We start from the raw sequence: 18,608 nt of genomic DNA on the forward strand, positions 1-18,608 counted from the left end.
GATATCCGGAGGCCCGCGGCAGCCGAGGACAGGCCCGGATCCCGGGAATGCGCGTGGTGGAGCCGGCCGGTGGCGCGCCGAACGCCTCCGGGGTGGGACCTCTCGGATTTCAGGTCGGAATTCAGGGGCGGGTTGCCACGAGATGCCACGCCCCGGTGAGGCACCCCGCCATGCCATTTTCGGTCGGATCACACAGGCACGAGCGGCGCACCGGGGTGGAAGAAATGCGCGCCACCCGGATAAAACCCGGCGTGGCCGGTAGCCGCCGACCGGCCCGTGCACGCCACCGCCCCCGGCAAGCGCCCACCCCGGCAACGTTCCCGTGGAACCGGGGGCCGTGCGCCGCACGCTCACACCGTGGCGAGAGTCCGCGGGCCGAGAGCCTGAGCCGGAACGCACGGAGGAGCACCCGCCCCGCCTTCTCGCGGTGCGAGACGGCCGAGTGCCGTGGGGCGCTGGGGGAGTGCCTGGCAGACGGCACCCAGGGCGGGGCCCGTCTCCGCCAGTGCCGCCGGGCGCAGGCTGATCCGGGAGCGCGGCCACGACAGGACGTGCTCCTCGAAAGCCCGCCTGATGGCGTTCATCAGGGTGGGGCCGGTCCGGATGAGCTCGCCGCCGATCACGATCACCCGGGGGCCGATGACATTGGACACCCCGGCGAGCACCCGGCCGACCTGGGCACCTGCCTCCTCCAGAACGGCAAGGGCGATACCGTCCCCCGCGCCGAGCGACGCGACGAAGCCGCTCAGGTCGTGTGCCGCTCCACCGGCCGCGCGGTAGGCGCCGAGCACGCCCGAGATGCCCGCGACCGTCTCCAGGCACCCGGTGCGTCCACAGGCACAGGGCGCGCCGCCCGGCACGACGGTGATGTGGCCCAGCTCGCCCGACACGCCGTGCGCACCGCGGTGCAGGGCACCGTTCACGATCAGTCCGCCCGCGACCCCGTGCGACAGGTGCACGTACAGCATGTTCCGTTCCCCTGCGGCGGCTCCCCAGGCCGACTCGGCGAGTGCGGTCAGCCGGCTGGTGGCCTCGACCCGTGCCACGGCCCCGAAGCGCTCCCGTACCAGGGACAGGACCAGCTTCCGGTCGGTCGCGTCGGGCGGCCGGCCCCCGGGGTCGGCCAGTCCCACGCCGACTGCCTTGAACGCACCGGCCGAGGGCGCCCTGCCGGTGAGAGCGACGGTCAGTCCCCACGCGATGTCCACGCGTCGCTCCCACGGCAGGTCCGGGCCGTGCGGTTCTGCGGCCGTCCGCGCCGCCTCGGTCCCGACGTCGTAGGCAGCCACCCTGACCTCGTGCCGGCCGAAGTCGACGCCGACCACGTGGTCGGCCGCGGGCGTGAGGTGGAGCCTCTCCGCCGGGCGCCCCCGCTTGCGCCGCTCGTCCTGGGGAACGGAGACGGTGAGGACACCGCCGTCCACGAGCGACGCCACGACGTCGTAGAGCGTGGTGCGCGACAGACCGCTCAGATCTCCGAGTTCGGCTCGGGTGAGCGGGCCTGACCTGCGCAACAGGTCCAGGACGCGTTCCTCGTGTTGTGCGCGTCGCGTAGCGCGTTGCATGGTCTTCGCTCCCGTCGAGTAACTCACGGAGCCCCCTCACTGTGCCTTAGGGGTCCTTGCACTATGAGCGTCCGATAGGGCGCGTGGTCTGGTGCCGTGCATCGCACGGCGCCGGAGAGTCCTTGATGGGGGTCCCCCCCGCTCGAGCGAAGTCGAGAGTGGGGGAGGAGCTACCAGGACTTTTCGGCAACGCGGCGAGGTGCGGCACCAGACCACGCGAGCCGGGCGGGCATAGTGCAAGGACCCCTTACGGGCGCGTGCCTGAGCACGGCTCAGCAGCAAAGCTACGAGGCCGCGAGCCGGCGGCAGAGGGTGAAAACAGCTCCAGGAGGGACACTTATTGCTCTTCGCGGCCCGGCCCCCGTCACCACGTCACAAGACCAGTACGAAGGCGGAAACGGGCCGGGCCGCACCCGCTGCCTCATGGGCGGACAGCGACGTCGGCGGATGTACCGTGGGGCCCGATCAGCCGCCCCACCCAAGCAGGAAGCACCGCCCATGAGTTCCATAAGCGTCGACGGCGTCCGGATGAACTACCACGTGACGGGGGACGGGCCGACGCTCGTCGCCCATCCCGGTGGCCCGGGCTTCGACTACGCCTACCTCCGCTCTCCGGAGCTGGAGAAGCGCTTCACCGTCGTCTACCCCGAGCCGGTGGGCACGGGATCGTCCGGCCGGCCGGCGGCCTACAGCCTCGACACGTACGTTCACTGCCTGGCCGCCCTCATCGACCACCTCGGCGAGCCGAAGGTGCATCTGCTGGGCCACTCACACGGAGGCTTCGTCGCCCAGCGGTACGCGCTGGACCACCCGGACCGGCTGGCCGGTCTGGTCCTCTCGCACACCTCCCCGGTCGCCGGCCCGGACTGGTGGGCCGCCGCGATGGCGGCGCTGAACGCCTACCCGGACGTCTACCCGGAGCAGCCCGAGGCGGCCGGCGTCCCGGCGGCGTTCCAGAGCGCGCTCGGCGCGGCCGGCGACGAGCAGGTCACGGCCCTGCTGCGCGAGGCGCTGCCGGTGTACTTCGCCGACTTCTGGGCCCGGCAAACCGAGTTCGCCGACTTCCTCGCGAGCGTGCGCATCTTCGCCGAGCCCGCCACCGCACCCGGCGCGGAGCCGTTCGACGTCCGCGGCAGGCTGGGGGAGATCACCGCACCGACCGTGGTGATCGCGGGCCGGCGCGACTTCATCTGCGGCCCCCGCTGGTCCGTGATGCTGCGGGACGGCATCCCCGGAGCACGGTTGACCGTGCTCGAACACAGCGGCCACTTCGGCCACGTCGAACAGCCGGCGCAGTTCACCCGCGCGGTCACCGACGTGCTTCTGAGCCAGTCGTGAGGCGGTCGCGGGGGACGCGGCCGATCTGCCGGGTGCCTCACCCATGCGCGAGTGAGCCGCCGGGGTCCGCAGCGCCCCGGCGGTCGTCGGCTCAGCGGCACCGGCCCCCCGCTCAGGCCAGCGGCACCAGCCGCACCGGGCCGAGCAGACCCGAGGGCATCGGATCCCACTGGTCCGGCGCTGTCGTGCGCCAGCTCATGTAGAAGTCGGTGCGCAGCTCGCCCCGCCGGGCCAGGTCCCTGACGCGGTTGGCCGCGAGGTTGGTGACGTCGACCTCCAGGACGTTCTCACCGTCCCGCAGCGCCCCCGCCACCGGCAGCAGGAACGGCAGGGCCCACGCCGTGCCCAGGTCCTGCCCGTTCAGCCGCACCCGCGCGCTCTCCCTGACATCGCCCAGGTCGAGGGCCCAGCCCGCCCCGTTCCCCGCGGCCTCCGGGGCGGTGAAGGCCAGGGTGTAGCGGGCCGTGCCGGAGAAGGCCGCCTCGGCGTCGCCCAGTTCGGGCCATGACACCAGCTCGGTGAGCCGGTGCGAGGGCGGCAGCGCGGGCCCGCCGTCGGTGAACGAGAGCGTCCACGCCCCGGAGAGCGGGTGCCCGTCGCCGTCCGCGATCAACGGCCGGTACCCGGGCCCGTTCAGCCGCCCGCGGTCGAAGGTCCGCAGGATCACCGACTGCCCGGGATCCAGCCGCAGCCGCACCTGGACACTCCCGCCGTGGCGGCGGGTCTCGGCGACCCCGTGGACGTCCCGCAGCGGATCGAGCACCCCGACGGCGTCCGCCGCGGTGCCCAGCGGGAACCAGCCGTCGACCCGCTCCGCCGTCACGTTGGCGAGGAAGTAGTGCCGGCCCCGCGCGTGCCGCCGCCGCAGCACGCGCAGCCCGGAGTCCGCGACCGGCTCGCGCGCCGCCGACGCGCCGGCGAGGGCGCGGTCCAGGTCGGTGTCCCCCGCGGCCACCACCACCCGGCCCGCGCCCACCCGGTACGTGCCGTCCCGGCCTCCGGCGGGGTGCGCCCGCAGCGCGTCCCGCAGCCGGGCGAACGCCGCCCGGCGCCCCGCGAGGTCGGCGAGGCCCGGCACGTCGGTGGGCAGGTCGCCGGCGAAGACGACGGTCGCGCCCGCCACCGCCAGGTCGTGCAGCTTCTGCAGGGTCGGCAGCGGCATCAGCTTCGCGCCGGGCACCACGACCACGGCGTACCGGGTGTGGGCGTTCGCCACTCCGGAGCCGCTGCCGTGGAACCGCGCGAGCTGCCGGTCCGACGCCCAGTCGAACTGCCAGCCGCGCGCTTCGAGGCCGGCCGCGATCCCGCCCGCGGCGGTCACCTGGCCGTACATCCACGGGTCGCCCTGCCACTTGTAGTCGGGCGTCAGCTCGACGTCCTCGGCGGCCTTCCCGAGGCCCGCGTCGGGCAGCGCCCACAGGTCGTGCTGCGGCCACAGGACGAGGACGTCGTTGCCGTGCGTGCCGCTCTGCAGGACGGACTGGCAGCGCGTGATGTACCCCGTCAGCTCGGGCAGGTCGTGCCAGAGGGTGTTGGCGGGCTTCAGCTCGGTCGACGCGTAGAACGAGAAGCCGGGCCATGGCGCGTCCTCGGGGGAGTACGCCGTGCCGTGGAAGACGACGTGGTTGACCCCGGCCGAGAACAACACGTCCACCAGTGGCTTCACCTGCGACAGCGACACGTGGTAGTGCTCGTCGCGCCAGGTGGACGTCTCCGCGCCCACCAGGTGCCCGCCCTGGTGGTGCGCCGGCGACGAGGCGAAGCGCCACACCAGCGACTTGGGCGGGGTGACCGTGCCCGCGCCCTTCCGCAGCCCCGGGATGTCGAGGGCTTCGGCGCCGAGGTACTCGGTCTCGGGGATGTCCGCGGCCCCGTAGATGTCCAGGAGGTTGGCGGGCGAGCCGTGCGCCTGATTGCGCACCAGCCAGCCCCGCTCGGCGCTCCAGCTGGCCCACGGCTCCGCGAAACGTTTCAAAAACAGGTCGGAAAACGTCTCCCTGACGTCCGACAGGACCCGGGCCCGGACATCGGCGTCCCCCACCGTGCCGAAGAGCTTCGGCAGGTGCGGCACGAGGTCGTAGCCGCGCAGCCGGGCGAACTCCGATACCGCGGCGGGCGTCCAGTCGGTGGCCTCCAGCTCGAACGAGTCGTGGAAGAGGGCCCGCACGCCGCGCGGCCCCTTGCCGACCGCGTCGCCGAAGTGGTCGAGGTGGTGGCGGATCGACGCCTCGTCGAAGTAGTCGGCCAGCAGCCCCTTGCCGCCGGGCCCGGCCCGCTCCACCCGCTTGAGCACCCACCCGCTGAACACCCCGGTGAGCTGCCAGTGCCCGTCCGGCGCGGTCCAGTCGAGGGTCCGGTCGGCGGTGACGTGCGCGGTGAGGTCGAGGGTCTCGCCGGTGCCGCTCTCGCGGGCCACCAGTGCGGCGAGCGGCGGCTCGGGCAGCGGCTGCATCGGCGGGCGCAGGTCGGGGCGGGAGAGCTTCTCCTCGTCGACGAGGCCGGGGTGGGGCGGCTGGACGGCGCGCACGGGAGCGCCGAGGCGCTCGCCGCCGGACAGCTCCCACTGCTCCGTGAGCGCGCGGCCCGCGCTGATCTCCGGGGTGATCCAGGGTCCGCCCATGGTCCAGCCGGAGCCGGTGGTCAGGTCCACGCCGAGCCCCAGGTCCCGGGCGTGTCGGGTGGTGGCGTCCAGGGCGTCGAGCCATCTCGCGTCCAGGTAGGGCAGGATCCGGTCCTCGTAGCCCTGGGCCTCGTAGATCGGCTGGATCTCGACGCCGCCGAAGCCGGCGTCGGCGAACTGCCCCAGGTGCGCCCGGAGTCCGGCCTCGGTCACGGTGCTGCCCAGCCACCACCAGCGGGTCCAGGGGCGCATCTCGTGGGTGAAGGGGCCCCAGTCAAGACCTGCTGCGGCAGGTGGCGCCGCCGCCTCGGCCGCGGCGCTGCCCAGGGCACCCGGCGCCAGCGCGGCGGCGGTCAGAACGGCTGATCCTCGAAGGACATCGCGGCGGCGGATCACGGTCCACTCCTCATCGACAGGGCGGCCCCGCCCCGGTCGCCACCGGCCGCGCGGAGGCGCACGCCACCGCCGGCCCACCGGCAGCGCAACGAACCGGCCAGGACCGCGCTCCAGAAGATCGCCGCTCGACCGTCGCACAGCGCGCGCCCCGTCACAAGACCCGTGCAACGTTTCAATACACCGCTCCAGGTGCGAGCGGGAGCCCGTCCGAAGGTCGGTGGCGGACGGTTCGGCCCGCTGGATGGATATCGTTTTACGGAATTTGTTAACCGGCGGTTTCCTGATGCGCGTGATCAGCGGCATCGACACCGCCCTGGGGGGCCTCGGGGGCAGGCTCACCGGCCAGCCCGTGTCCCGGCTGCTCGGCGGGGCCTTCCGCGGCAGGGTGCCGGTGTACGCGTCCAGCATGAGCCGCCAGACACCCGTTCGTGAGGAGCTGCGGCGGATCGGCGACGCCGTGGAGGGCTACGGCTTCACCGCCGCGAAGATCAAGGTCGGGGTGCGCAACGGCCGCGACGCCGAGCTGTGGAACGGCCCCACGGCACAGCTCGTACCGGCCGTGCGGAAGACCTTCGGCGATGCGTTCCTGCTCAACGCCGACGCCAACGGCGCGTACTCGCCCGGCGGCGCGGTCGCGGTGGGCCGCCGCCTTGAGGAGTACGGCTTCTACCACCTGGAGGAGCCCAACCCCAGCTGGGAGCTGGACGACATGGGCTACGTGGCCCAGCAGCTCGACCTGCCGATCGCGGCGGCCGAGCAGGAGTTCTCGCTGGAGATCGTCCGCCGCATGATCGCGGAGCGCCTCGTCGACGTGATCCAGCCGGACGTCTGCTACCTCAGCGGCCTCAGCCGGGCCCGCCGGGTGGCGGAGATGGCCGACACCGCGGGCATCCCCTGCACCCCGCACTCGTCGCTTCAGCCGCACCAGGGCGGCGAGGAAGCCGGTCGGCATCGGCACCCCGCTGCCCGGCAAGGTACCGCCGTCGGTGATCGAGTCCCTCACGATGGTCGTCGCCCGTGTGGTGGGCAACGACGCGACGGTGAAGTTCTCCCAGACGGGCAGCGTGCTGGAGCTCAACGTCATGATGCCGGTCGTGATCGACGCGGCCCTCCAGTCGATCGGACTCCTCGCGAGCGCGGTGCGGAACCTCACCCGGCAGTGCCTGCACGGCCTCTCGGCCACCGGCAAGGGCCCAGCCGACGTCCGCCGGAGCGTCATGCTGACGACGGCGCTCTCCCCGCACATCGGCTACCACGCTGCCGCGGCCGTCACCGCCGACGCGCTGGAGTCCGGTGACGAGATCGAGACGGTGGCCCTCAGGCACGGTGTCAGCAGCGAGCAGTTCGCCGTCTGGGTCGACCCGGTCGCCATGACGGGCGATCCGCGCAGGCCCGGCACGTTCTGAGCGGGTGGACCTGCCGGCGCTGCCCGCGATCTCTTGCTCATTCCGGGGTGTATTCCACGATGAGCTGGCGGCACTGCCGCGCGCGGTCCGCCAGTTCCCCACCTACGGTGGAGAGCTCATCCAGGTACAGGCGCACGTCAGTGATGGTGTCGTGATACCGGCCTCGTGACAGGAACACCTCGGTTGCTTCCGCCACGTTGTTCTCAGGTTCGAGGAGCAGCACCCGGAACAGGTCGAAGAACCCGGTCGTATTCTCCTGGGCCGTCACCACCGGGGAACCGAGCAGCTCGGTCCACCGTTCCGCACATGCCTCGGGTCCCGATGTCACCGTGTCCAGCAGCAGTTCTGCGAAAAGCAGGTGAGGATCGTCGGGTTTGGTCGCGGCAGCCAGTTCGAAGTCCTCCCGCGCACGTGGGTAGCGGCCTGCCTGTTGGTGTGCCTTCGCTCGCTCGATGTGGGCCGAAGCGTCCGTGGGGTTGAGAGCGAGGGCAGCGGTCTGGTCGGCGACGGCCTCGTCCAGGCGGCCTGCATGCCGGTGAGCCCTCCCTCGCTGAACGAGAGTAAAGGTGTTGGTGGGGTTGAGAGCGAGGGCGGCGGTGAAGTCGGCGATGGCCTCGTCGAGGCGGCCCGCTTGCCAGTGCGCGTCACCCCGGGCGTCGAAGGCCAAGGCGTCCGCGGGGTCCAGGTCGAGGGCAGCGGTCAGGTCGGCGACGGCTTCGTCGAGGCGGTCCGCCCACATGTGCGTCTCCCCCCGCTCGGTGAGGGCCAAGGCGTAGGCGGGGTCGAGGGCGAGGGCGGCGGTGAAGTCGGCGATGGCCTCGTCGAAGCGGTCCGCCAGCCGGTGCGCCCTCCCTCGGTGAACGAGGGCCAAGGCGTAGGCGGGGCTGAGGGCGAGGGCGGCGGTGAAGTCGGCGATGGCTTCGTCGAGGCGGCGCGCCATCCGGTGCGCGTGGCCCCGACAGACAAAGGCGAAGGCGTAGGCGGGGTCGAGGTCGAGGGCGGCGGTCAGGTCGGCGATGGCTTCGTCGAGGCGGCCCGCCATCCGGTGCGTCTCCCCCCGCTCGGCGAGGGCCGAGGCGTGGGTGGGGTCGTGGTCGAGGGCGGCGGTGTAGTCGGCGATGGCCTCGTCCAGGCGGCGCGCCTCCCGGTGCGTGTAGCCCCGCTGAACGAGGGCCAAGGCGCGGGTGGAATCGTGGTCGAGGGCGGCGGTGTAGTCGGCGATGGCCTCGTCGAGGCGACCCGCTTCCCGGTAGGCGTGGCCCCGACCGACGAAGGCCCAGGCGTCGGTGGGGTTGAGGTCGAGGGCAGTGGTGAAGTCGGCGATGGCCTCGTCGAAGCGGCGCGCCAGCCGGTGTGCCTCCCCTCGCAGAACGAGGGCCAGGGAGTCGGCGGGGTCGAGGCCGAAGGCAGTGGTGAAGTCGGCGACGGCCTCGTCGAAGCGGCCTGCGAGCTGGTGCGTGTAGCCCCGACAGGCCAAGGCCCAGGCGTCGGTGGGGTTGAGGTCGAGGGCAGTGGTGAAGTCGGCGATGGCCTCGTCGAAGCAGCCCGCCACCCGGTGCGTCTCCCCTCGCTGAACGAGGGCCAGGGAGTCGGTGGGGTCGTGGTCGAGGGCAGTGGTGAAGTCGGCGACGGCCTCGTCGAGGTGGCCGAGCGAGCGGTGGACGTCGCCCCGGTAGGCCGAGGCCTGATGGTTGTGCGGGGCGGCGGCGACGGCGCGATCGAGATCGGCGAGAGCTTCCTCGCCGCGCCCCGCCAGGTAGAGGCGCCGACCGCGGTAGGTGTGAACCCAAGCCCGGGCGGTGGGCGTCAGCTGGGCGTGGGTCAGCAGGGCGGTGAGAGAGGCGAGGCTGGGATCGTCGTCTGCCGCGGCGTTCTGGAGGCGGTGCGCCCAGGCGAGGAGAGTGGGATCGTCCGTGTCGCGAGCTGCTTGTTCCCAGGTGTCGGTCCACCGTCGCAGTACCGGCACGTCCTGTCCGGCGGCATGAGCGGTCTGCTCCAGGGCTGCCTCGATTTCGGCTGCGGGGTGCGCACACAGCCGGTGGAAGGTCTCGGCCAGGCGGTGCTGGCGCCACCGGGGATCGCCCCACCGCTTCGCTTCGGGGATGCCCTGCTCAGCGTCGGTTCGCCAGGCGAGGTGTGCGTCGGCGAGGCGGAGGTGTGCCGTGGCCCACTGCTCGGGCGAACGGGTGCGCTCGCGGCGCACCATGCTCGCCCGTACCACTGCGTGGTACTGCTTGAAGTCGCCGTGGCCGCTGACGAACGGCTGCCCGCACAGCCACCCCCACAGGCCCTGTGCCTCCGGAGGTGCGGCGGCGGCGAACACGTCCTCGTTCAACTGCGGCGCCAGCGCGCACGCCAGCACCGCGTCCCGCTGCCGCGGATCGCCGATCCACAGCACGAAACGCTCGACGGCCGCGTCCACGGCGTCTCCGCCCTGGTCCACGACCTCGGCGGTCGTGGGCCGTGTCAGCGCGCAGAGTTCCACGAGCAGTGGCAGCCCCATCGAGAGCTGGAGCACCGCCTCCACCGCCCCGGGCTCGGTCACCCCACGTGCGGCGAGCATCGCCCGTGTCTCGGCCTCCGTGAACACCTCCAGCGGAACATCCGCCACCACGGCCCGCAACGGCGCCCAGTCCCGCTCCGTGAGCTCGTCACGCCCCGCGAGCACCACCATCACGTTGGCCGGCAGCAGCCCGAAGGCGTCCTGGAGCAGATCGCGCAACCACCCGTCCAGATAACGGTTGGTCTGCTCCCAGGTGTCGAAGAACAGCACCACCCACCGGTACTGGTCGCACAGCCGGTCCAACTCGGCGACGAACGCCTCGCTGAGCGCGGCCACGTCACCCCCGCGCTTCCGACGCCCCCTGGCCCCGGCACTTGCCCGCAGCCGATCCAGCCCCTGCGCCGCGGCCTCCGGATTCGCCATGGCGGCCACCGTCGAGGCTCCGGGAATCAACGACACCGCCCCCAGCGTGGCCTGTGCCACCAGCCGGCTCGACAACGACGCGCCGGCTTCGGCCGCGCCGGCTTCCTCTGCTGACGCCGACTCGGTGGCAGCCTCCTGCTCCCGGCGGAACTGTTCGGCCGCTCGGTCGAACCCCTTCAGAGGGCCCGCCTCCTCTGCCAGCTGCCGGACCACCTCCGACAGTGCCTGTGGTACGCCGTTGACATCGTTCTCGTCCACCAGCGCGGTCACCACACCCGCCCGCCCAGCTGCCTCCCGCCACTGCCGCAGCAACGTGGACTTCCCCACCCCGCCGACCCCGCGCACATGGAACAGGAAATCCGCCGGATCCCCCTCCGACAGCGGATCCCTCGCCAGGTTCTCCACGAACAGTGACAACTGCGCACGCCTGCCCACGAACTGTGTCAGCGCACGCTTTCGAATCAGCTCGCCACGCGATGGACGCTCACGACCCGATCCCGACATGCCATCGCCCCCTGCTGCCCTGCCTGCCGCGCGCCGCGTCACGCCCAAGAGTATGGCGGGGGTGCGGGGAAGTGCGGGGCGCCGCGGCCGACTTCGAGCGCCGCCTTCTGAGTCCCCCGTAGGGTGCGGTGGATGACCGATGCATCCATCGTTCCGGGGAACCCCGATCGGCGCGGCCCAGGCCGGTATCTGTGGTGGCTGATCGCCTGCCAGCGTGGCCGGTGCGCGGCCGGGGCGGCGTTGGGCAGCGCGTGGATGGTTGGTCTGACGCTGCCTCCCCTCGTGCTCTCCCATGCGCCCGCGGCGGGCGCGGACGCACCCGGACCGCCCTCCGTCCTGCGCGATCCGGCCTCCGGCGTCGAGGTCGCGCCCGGCAAGCTGACCGCGCTGGTCAGCGCCCGGCCGTCGGAGGCCGCGGCCGTGATCGACCGCCTCGGCCGGTTCACCGGCACCGCGGCGACCTGGGGCGGGGTACGGCTCGACGGCATCGCCCTCGAACAGGTCCGCGACCGCATCCTGGTCGCCGACAGCGAGGCCGACCTGTTCGCCGGCACGCTGCGCGAGGTGGTCGCGGGTCGCCGGGAACGGAGCGAGGACGCCCTCGCCGGGGCCGTCCGCGCGGCCATGGCGGACGACATCGTGCTCGGCCTGCCCGACGGGCTCGACTCGCCCATCGACGCGCGGGGCCGCAACCTCTCCGGCGGCCAGCGCCAGCGCGTCCGCCTGGTAAGGGCACTACTGGCCGATCCCGAGGTACTGCTGGCGACCGAGCCCACCTCGGCGCTGGACGCGCACACCGAAGCGGCCGTCGCGGCCCGGCTGCGCGCCGTGCGCGACGGCCGTACCACCGTGGTCGCCAGCACCTCACCGCTCCTGCTGGACCGGGCGGACGTCGTGTACTACCTCGTCGACGGCCAGGCAGCCGCCGCCGGAAGCCACCGGGAACTCCTCCGAGGCCAGTCCGGCTACCGAAGGCTGGTCTCGCGCGGCGCGGAGGGCGAGACGGACCCGGACGGAGACGGACAACCGCCCCGGCAGGCCGCCCGATGACCGCCCGCTCGGGGCAGGCGGCCGGGCAGCTCCCCGTCGCAGAGCCGTCCCACCTGCGCCGTGCCGCGCTCGAACTGATCCGCCTCGACACACGCGCCTTCACCGGTCTGATCGCCCTCAACGCGCTGGCGGTCGGCGCCGGCCTCGCCGGCCCGTGGCTGCTCGGCCGGATCATCGACACCGTCAGGGCGGGCGGGGGTGCGACGGCCGTGGACCGGTTCACGCTCGCCATCGTCGTGTGCGCGGTGGCCCAGCTGGTGCTCACGCGCTACGCCCGGTTGGTGGGGGACCGGTTCGGTGAGCGGACCTCGGCGCGGGTGCGGGAGCGGTTCGTCGACCGCGTGCTCGCGCTGCCGGCATCCGTCGTCGAGCGTGCCGGAACGGGCGATGTGACCACCCGCGGCAGCACGGACATCGCGTCGGTCGCCGTCACCCTGCGGGACATCAGGCCGGACATGCTCATCGCCGCGGTGCAGGCACTGTTCGTCCTCGGCGCGGTCTTCGCCCTCGACCCGCTGCTCGGCGCCTGCGCGGTCGTGGGCCTGAGCGGCATCCACTTCGCCGGCCACTGGTACCTGCGCCGGGCGCGCCGCGCCTATCTCGCCGTGGGAGCCGCCAATTCTGTGCTCGCGGAGCTCGTGGCGACCACGGCCTCCGGCGCGCGCACCGTCGAGGCCTTCGGGCTCCAGCAGCAACGCATCACCGCGTGCCGGGCGGCGATCGAGAGGTGCCGGCGCACCCGGATGAGAACGCTGTTCCTGCGCAGCGTGCTCCTCCCGTCCGTGGACGTCTCCTACGCCGTTCCGGTGGTCGCCGTGCTGCTCGTCGGCGGCGTGCTGCACGACCACGGCGCCATGAGCCTGGGCGCGGTCGTCGCCTCCGCGGTGTATCTGCGGCAGCTGTCCGCCCCGCTGGACACGATCCTCCAGCGTCTGGAGCAGTTGCAGAGCAGCAGCGCGTCCTTCGCCCGGATCGAGGGGCTGGCGCAGGTGTCCCGGGCCCCCGCGGGCACCTCCCGCGCCCCCGCCGACGACCGCATCGAGGTGACCGGCGCCCGCTACGGCTACGACGGCGGCGGCGACGTGCTGCACGGCATCGACCTGACCGTGCGGGAGGGCGAACGGCTGGCGATCGTCGGCCCTTGCGGCGCGGGCAAGTCCACCCTGAGCAGGCTGCTCGCGGGCATCGACGCACCCCGCACCGGAACGGTGACGGTCGGCGGTGTCCCGATCCGCGACCTCGGCCCCGACCTGCTGCGCCGGCAGGTCGTCCTGATCACCCAGGAACACCACGTCTTCCTCGGCACGGTCCGCGACAACCTGCTGATCGCGGCGGAGACCGCCACCGACACCGAACTCCACGCCGCCCTGGCCGCCGTCGGTGCCGAGTGGGCCGACGAGCTGCCGGACGGCCTGGACACCGAGCTGGGCGCCGCGGGACATCGGCTCGACGGCGCGCAGGCGCAGCAACTCGCCCTGGCGCGCTTGGTGCTGGCCGATCCGCACACGCTGATACTCGACGAGGCCACCGCACTCCTCGACCCGCACACCGCACGCCACACCGAACGCGCGCTGGCCGCCGTACTCAAGGGACGCACCGTCATCGCCGTCGCGCACCGCCTGCACACCGCGCACGACGCCGATCGGATCGCCGTGATGGACAGCGGCCGCATCACCGAACTCGGCACCCACGACGACCTCGTGACCTCCGACGGCGCCTACGCCGCGCTGTGGCGGTCATGGCACGGCGAGCGGCCGTCGTAGGGCCCCTTGATCCCCGGCAGCCTGAACCGCGGACGGTTCAGGCTGCCGGGCCGAATCCGATGCTGTCGCGTCCTGCCCGGCCGAATCCGATGACGTCGGGTCCTGCCCGGCCGAATCCGATGGCGGTGAGCCCTGTCCGGCCCTCCTCCAGCAGACGGCGGACGACCTCCGCGATCGGCCTCCGGGCCTCATGCGCTCCGCGCGACCCCGCTGACCCGGCCTCCGTTCGCGAAGAAGGACGCCTGCAACCGGTCGAATCGGCCGCTCGGGCGGGCACCGCCGACCGCGACGGTGACGGTCGCCGACTCGCCCGGCGCCAGTGACGCGACCACCGGCACGGGGAACGCGTTCGGGTCGGGGCCGTCGACCGAGGGAGCCTCGTCCGCCGTCCGGGCACCGTCGGACCAGAGCAGGGAGCCGAGCCGGACGTCGTTCGCGGGGCCGGAGCCCCGGTTGGTGACCTCCACCTGCCAGGTGCCCCTGCCGTGGCTGGTGCCGTGGCTGGTGACGCGGCCGCTCAGGCGTGCGGGCCGGGCCGGCCCGTCCAGCTCCAGGACGACGGTGTCCCAGCCGAACCCGTCGGAGACCGGCTCGACGGCGTCCGGCCCGACGCCTCCTCCGTTGGTGAAGGTGATCGTGTTGTCGCCGGCTTTGAGGAGCGACGCCGGGAAGGTCAGGACGCCGAGACCGGGGAAGCCGCTGCGGTCGGCCTGGCGGCCGATGGTGGAGTCGTTGTGGGCGGGCAGCGAGCCGGTGATGCCGGTGGCGGTGCCGTTGACCGCCACGGTCGGCGGTTTGCCCTGCTGCATGGACGACGACACCGTCAGGTATGCCGTCCCCTGTGGCGCTTCGGCCAGCGGGAAGTGGATGGTCCAGGTCCCCGCGTTCACCTGGGCGTAGTACCAGTCGGTGGGCTCCCAGCTCTTGCCGATGGTGAAGTCCAGGCCGCCTGGGATGAGCGACGGCTTCTCGTACGACCGGGGCATCGGGCGCGCCGGCGACTTCGTCGCGAGGGCGTACTCGCCGCCGGTGCGGTCGGCGCGGCCCAGCTGCCACAGGAACGTGCCGCGCTCCTCCGGTGTCCAGGTGAGGGGCGGGAGCACATGGTGGGAGCCGTGGAAGGTGAGCCCCGTCTGCTTGTACTGGCCGGTGATCGAGCCGTCGGCGGCGAAGACGTAGAGGGTGTAGGTGCCGGGGTCGCTGGTGCCGGGCTTCCAGGCCGGGGGGATGCCGGGCAGGGTGAAGGAGCCGTCGGCGCGGGTGCGCACGAAGTAGGTGGGCTCGTGGATGGTGTAGACGTCGGCGCCGTCCGCGAGGGACTGGGTGGTCAGCAGCACCCACAGATTGCCGGCCGGCCGCCCGTCGGCGATCCGGATCCGCCCGGACACCTCCGTGCGCTCGGCGGGCGCCGGGTACAGCGCGTCGCTCACCCAGGCGGATCCCGAGCGGTTGGCCGCGATCTCCCGCCGAGCGGTGTCCGCCGCCTCGTCGATCATGCGGTCGGGGTCCTGCGGGTCCCCGACGGTGAGGTACGTGAGCCAGGGGCCGTACAGCCGCCGGTATCCGGCGGGCAGGGCGTAGCTCGGCAGGCCGTAGTGGTTGACGCCGAAGTAGTTGAGGATCAGCGCGTCCTGGTGGATGGCCAGGTCCTGCCGCTGCGGTCCGACGCCGTAGAACCCGGCCAGCGTCTCGTCGGACACGCCGCTCAGCGGTGTGAACCAGACGCCGAAGCCGTTTCCGAAGTGCCCGAACATCGGGTTCTGGTAGTGGTACAGGCTCCAGTTGTACTTGGTGTACACCTCACCCGGCTTCAGGCCGCCGGCGTTGTTCTCCGGGGAGGGCAGATCGGGGTTGTTGACACCGTCGACCTCCCACGTCTCGTCCTGGATCGATTTCTGCGTGGCGAGGTAGGCGTACGTGGGCTGCTGGCCCTTGCCGCGCTCCCAGTTGAAGGCGTGGTCGAAGACGGCGCGGTCCCAGCGCGTGTTCATCCGCACCTCGCTGATGGAGGTGGCGGCGGTGGCGGTGAGGATGTTGTAGCCGTACAGGCCCCGCACGCCCGCGCGCATGATCAGGTGGTGCTCGTGGCGCAGCGGGTCGCTGGTGACGTCCGCGAACACCACCTCGGCCAGGTCGTGCGCCAGCCGGACGACCCGTATCTCGGTGCACACCAGGCGGGACTTGCCGCCGGCCGCGTCCACGTAGAAGGAGTGCTGGCGGTCGGGGTCGCGGGGCTCGACGCCGTTGAGGTTGCGGGCCAGTTCCGTGCCGTTCACGACCACCGAGGTCGCGGTGATCGAGACGTCGTTCCAGCCGGTGACGACCCCGCCCTGGGCGTCGTCGCGGCCGAAGGCGAACCGCGCCAGGCCGTTGTCCAGCACCACCTCCCCGACCTGTGCCGGGAAGGAGTACGTGCCCACCTCGGCGGGCTTGCCGTCGAGCAGTACCCGTACCTGCCCGCCGCCGACGGCGGCACCGGTGCCGCCCGCCGCCCCCGCGGCCTCGGCGGACGCGGCGCCCTCCGTGCCCCAGACCGTGGCCGCGGCTCCGGCGCCGATCAGGCCGAGCGTGGAACGACGACTCAGATGACTTGGCTCCCAGGACATCACGGAACTCCTCGTACTGATGGCGATCAGGAAGGACGGACGAGCGGGCCGAGCGGGCCCGGGGGTCTCGCCGGCGGGCGCGTTCCAGCGCGGTGCCGTCCGGCGGGCGAGCCGGCAGGTCCGCCAGGCGAGCCGGCGGGTTCGGCAGGCGAGCCGACGGGTCCGAGGCGGACGATCGGCCGGTGTGATGCGGCCGCAGGTGGCGATTGAAACGTATGAAGCAAGCGCTTTCGAGCCACAAGCTAGCGAGTGGGTGCCCGGAAGGGAAGGGGTGCGTCAGGGGATGCCGAAAGCCCTTGCCGAACGGGTCGGGAACGGGCCCGGAGCTGCGCGGACACCGAGCCGCCGCCAAGTCTCCCGCCAACACCGCAGCTCAGACGCCACCTTGGGGAGTCGTTCGGACGGTGGTCGCGGAGTTGCGTCGTCTGGAGTGCGGAGGCGGACGCGCGTGACCGTGTGTCGGCCTCCGGGGGCGGGCGGAGGGTGGAGGCCCGGCGGCGGCGCCTTGAAACGATATGGATCGGCCCGGGGCCTCACCTGCTGGTCGGTGCCCGGCGCGGCCCGTGGTCGAGACCTCCCCTCCGCGTGCCTCCCGGCGGGATCTGTGGGGTATGCATCGTTTCAAAAGCGTGCAAGGACAGATGTTGACTTCTCGCCGGTTGCGCACAAAGCTGCCCTCGTCCGCAACTGCACCGGCCCGCACGGGAGGAGGGTGGCAGGCGGCCGAGGACCAGCCGGTCACCCTTGGCTCACCTGGGCAACACCCTGTGACGGCCGGTCCCGACGCGCCATCCGCGGCGTCGCGCACAAGGCTCCCCGCCGCTGTCCTGATCGGGCTCGCGGAGGCCGTGGCCGCCCGATCGGCAGCTCCAAGAATGCAAAAATCGATTCAACCGGGGTCGTTGACACCCGGGGCGCGCGGCCGTAGCTTCCCAGGCGGTATAAGTCCGTGAGCCGCATTCATGTAGTTGAACCACACTCGCCGGGCATGTGCGCCATGCCCCTGTCCGGCACGCGTGGCCGGGGTTCGGCGTCCCGGCCGCCCCGGCGAACCGTCCCGTACGTCGTCGGTGCGCAGCAGGCCTCGGCAGGAGGGGGTTTCGCATGCATCGCGCGATGATCAGCGATGTCTCGGTACGGGTCTTCAGGACCACCACGAAGCTGGCACACGACTCCGACGGCCACGCCCACCCCGGCGAACCGCGCTCCGTGACCCGGGCCCTGTTCACGCTCACGGACAGCGAGGGCCACCAGGGCCACTGCCTGGCCCGGGAGGCGCACGTGAGCGAGGCACTGCTGGGTGCCTACGTGCGCCCCGTGCTGCTCGGCCAGGACCCGTTCGACCGGGCGCGCCTGTGGGAGGCCCTGGCGCGCTGGCAGCGCGGCAGCGAGGGACAACTCGGCGACCGGACCCTCGCGGTGGTCGAGCAGGCCCTGTGGGACCTGGTCGGCAGGCGCCTTGGGCAGCCGGTGTGGAAGCTACTGGGCGGCATGCGGGACAAGGTGCCCGCCTACGGCAGCACGATGTGCGGCGACGAGATCCCCGGGGGCCTGTCGAGCCCCGAGGACTACGCCGCGTTCGCCGAGAAGCTGGTGGCGGACGGCTACCACGCCGTCAAACTGCACACCTGGATGCCCCCGGTCTCCTTCGCTCCGGACGTCGCCATGGACATCCGCGCCTGCGCCGCCGTGCGGGAGGCGGTGGGCCCCGACGTGCCCCTGATGCTGGACGCCAACCACTGGTACAGCCGGGCCGAGGCCCTCGAACTGGGCCGCGCGCTGGACCGCTTGGGCTTCCACTGGTACGAGGAGCCGATGGAGGAGCACTCCACGCAGTCGTACCGCTGGCTGGCCGACCAGCTCGACACCCTCGTGATCGGTCCGGAGAGCGTCGGCGGCCGGTTGCAGGCCCGGGCCGAGTGGATCACCGCCGGGGCCTGCGACATCCTCCGGGTGGGCGTGCCCACCGCCGGCGGGATCGCACCGGCGCTCAAGACCGTGCACCTGGCCGAGGCGTTCGGCATGGACTGCGAGATGCACGGCGGCGGCGCGGGCACGCTGGCCGTGCTGGGCGCGGTCGCCAACAGCAGGTGGTACGAGCGCGGCCTGCTCCATCCCCACCACGACTTCGACGAGGTGCCCCCGCACCTGCTGCGCGCGCCCGACCCCATCGACTCCGAGGGATACGTCCACCTGAGCACGGAACCCGGGCTCGGCGAGAGCCTCGACCTCGACCACATCACGGCGGAGACGGTGCGGTCGTGGTGACCGGCCCGCCCCCGGCCGGGAGCGCTCGGCCCGGCCATGCGGGCGCGACCTGCCGGCGCTGAGACGGCGATCCCGGCAGCCCAGCGCTCCACACCGACACTCCCCGTCCGCCCCTGCCCACCGTCCGCCCTGGCCCACGACAGCCTCCGACCCCGTTTCCCGAGCG

The 18,608-nt window shown here is 72.6% G+C and carries 8 protein-coding genes and 2 pseudogenes; 6 read left to right on the top strand and 4 right to left on the bottom strand.

What is annotated here, in order from left to right:
- Positions 1 to 350 precede the first annotated feature (350 nt).
- Entirely contained in the window at positions 351 to 1,565 is a 1,215-nt protein-coding gene (locus Sm713_RS34535; protein WP_212913876.1) for an ROK family transcriptional regulator, read from the bottom strand.
- Positions 1,566 to 2,063: 498 nt separating this feature from the next.
- On the opposite strand from Sm713_RS34535, the gene Sm713_RS34540 reads away from it, so the two are divergent.
- Entirely contained in the window at positions 2,064 to 2,903 is an 840-nt protein-coding gene (locus tag Sm713_RS34540) for an alpha/beta fold hydrolase (protein WP_212913877.1), read from the top strand.
- Positions 2,904 to 3,015: 112 nt separating this feature from the next.
- On the opposite strand, the gene Sm713_RS34545 is transcribed toward Sm713_RS34540, so the two are convergent.
- Positions 3,016 to 5,919 (bottom strand): glycosyl hydrolase, encoded by a 2,904-nt coding sequence (locus tag Sm713_RS34545; RefSeq protein WP_212913878.1) that lies wholly within the window; start codon positions 5,917 to 5,919, stop codon positions 3,016 to 3,018.
- A 406-nt stretch (positions 5,920 to 6,325) separates the two neighbouring features.
- Between Sm713_RS34545 and Sm713_RS41860 the strand changes: the two are divergent.
- Together Sm713_RS41860 and Sm713_RS40995 are read left to right on the top strand one after the other, a co-directional pair.
- A pseudogene (locus Sm713_RS41860) lies at positions 6,326 to 6,772 on the top strand (enolase C-terminal domain-like protein); the annotation flags it as partial.
- A 133-nt stretch (positions 6,773 to 6,905) separates the two neighbouring features.
- A complete protein-coding gene (locus Sm713_RS40995) occupies positions 6,906 to 7,325 on the top strand; it encodes a hypothetical protein (RefSeq protein WP_249416883.1) in 420 nt (139 codons plus the stop codon).
- A 37-nt stretch (positions 7,326 to 7,362) separates the two neighbouring features.
- On the opposite strand, the gene Sm713_RS34560 is transcribed toward Sm713_RS40995, so the two are convergent.
- The gene (locus tag Sm713_RS34560) at positions 7,363 to 10,755 is read right to left on the bottom strand and encodes a tetratricopeptide repeat protein (RefSeq protein WP_212913881.1); all 3,393 of its coding nucleotides are present in this window, start codon (positions 10,753 to 10,755) and stop codon (positions 7,363 to 7,365) included.
- A gap of 294 nt (positions 10,756 to 11,049) precedes the next feature.
- Between Sm713_RS34560 and Sm713_RS34565 the strand changes: the two are divergent.
- Both Sm713_RS34565 and Sm713_RS34570 read left to right on the top strand, forming a co-directional pair.
- Positions 11,050 to 11,805, top strand: a pseudogene (locus tag Sm713_RS34565) (ATP-binding cassette domain-containing protein); the annotation flags it as partial.
- The gene (locus tag Sm713_RS34570) at positions 11,802 to 13,568 is read left to right on the top strand and encodes an ABC transporter ATP-binding protein (protein ID WP_212913883.1); all 1,767 of its coding nucleotides are present in this window, start codon (positions 11,802 to 11,804) and stop codon (positions 13,566 to 13,568) included. The pseudogene Sm713_RS34565 and the gene Sm713_RS34570, both read left to right, overlap by 4 nt.
- A gap of 188 nt (positions 13,569 to 13,756) precedes the next feature.
- Here Sm713_RS34570 and Sm713_RS41315 read toward each other — a convergent pair whose 3' ends face one another.
- On the bottom strand, positions 13,757 to 16,174 hold the full coding sequence (locus Sm713_RS41315) for a polysaccharide lyase family protein (protein ID WP_283249841.1): 2,418 nt from the start codon (positions 16,172 to 16,174) through the stop codon (positions 13,757 to 13,759).
- Positions 16,175 to 17,278: 1,104 nt separating this feature from the next.
- On the opposite strand from Sm713_RS41315, the gene Sm713_RS34580 reads away from it, so the two are divergent.
- Positions 17,279 to 18,442, top strand: a complete 1,164-nt coding sequence (locus tag Sm713_RS34580) for an enolase C-terminal domain-like protein (RefSeq protein ID WP_212913884.1) — start codon at positions 17,279 to 17,281, stop codon at positions 18,440 to 18,442.
- The last annotated feature ends 166 nt before the right edge of the window (positions 18,443 to 18,608 follow it).

Origin of the sequence: Streptomyces sp. TS71-3, assembly GCF_018327685.1 — a bacterium.
In the GTDB taxonomy this organism is placed as follows: Bacteria; Actinomycetota; Actinomycetes; order Streptomycetales; family Streptomycetaceae; genus Streptomyces.

Excerpts from the sequence above, each read along its gene's own strand:
- Sm713_RS34535 (WP_212913876.1), bottom strand. The coding sequence starts at position 1,565 with ATGCAACGCGCTACGCGACGCGCACAACACGAGGAACGCGTCCTGGAC.
- Sm713_RS34540 (WP_212913877.1), top strand. The coding sequence starts at position 2,064 with ATGAGTTCCATAAGCGTCGACGGCGTCCGGATGAACTACCACGTGACG.
- Sm713_RS34560 (WP_212913881.1), bottom strand. The coding sequence starts at position 10,755 with ATGTCGGGATCGGGTCGTGAGCGTCCATCGCGTGGCGAGCTGATTCGA.
- Sm713_RS34570 (WP_212913883.1), top strand. The coding sequence starts at position 11,802 with ATGACCGCCCGCTCGGGGCAGGCGGCCGGGCAGCTCCCCGTCGCAGAG.
- Sm713_RS41315 (WP_283249841.1), bottom strand. The coding sequence starts at position 16,174 with ATGTCCTGGGAGCCAAGTCATCTGAGTCGTCGTTCCACGCTCGGCCTG.
- Sm713_RS34580 (WP_212913884.1), top strand. The coding sequence starts at position 17,279 with ATGCATCGCGCGATGATCAGCGATGTCTCGGTACGGGTCTTCAGGACC.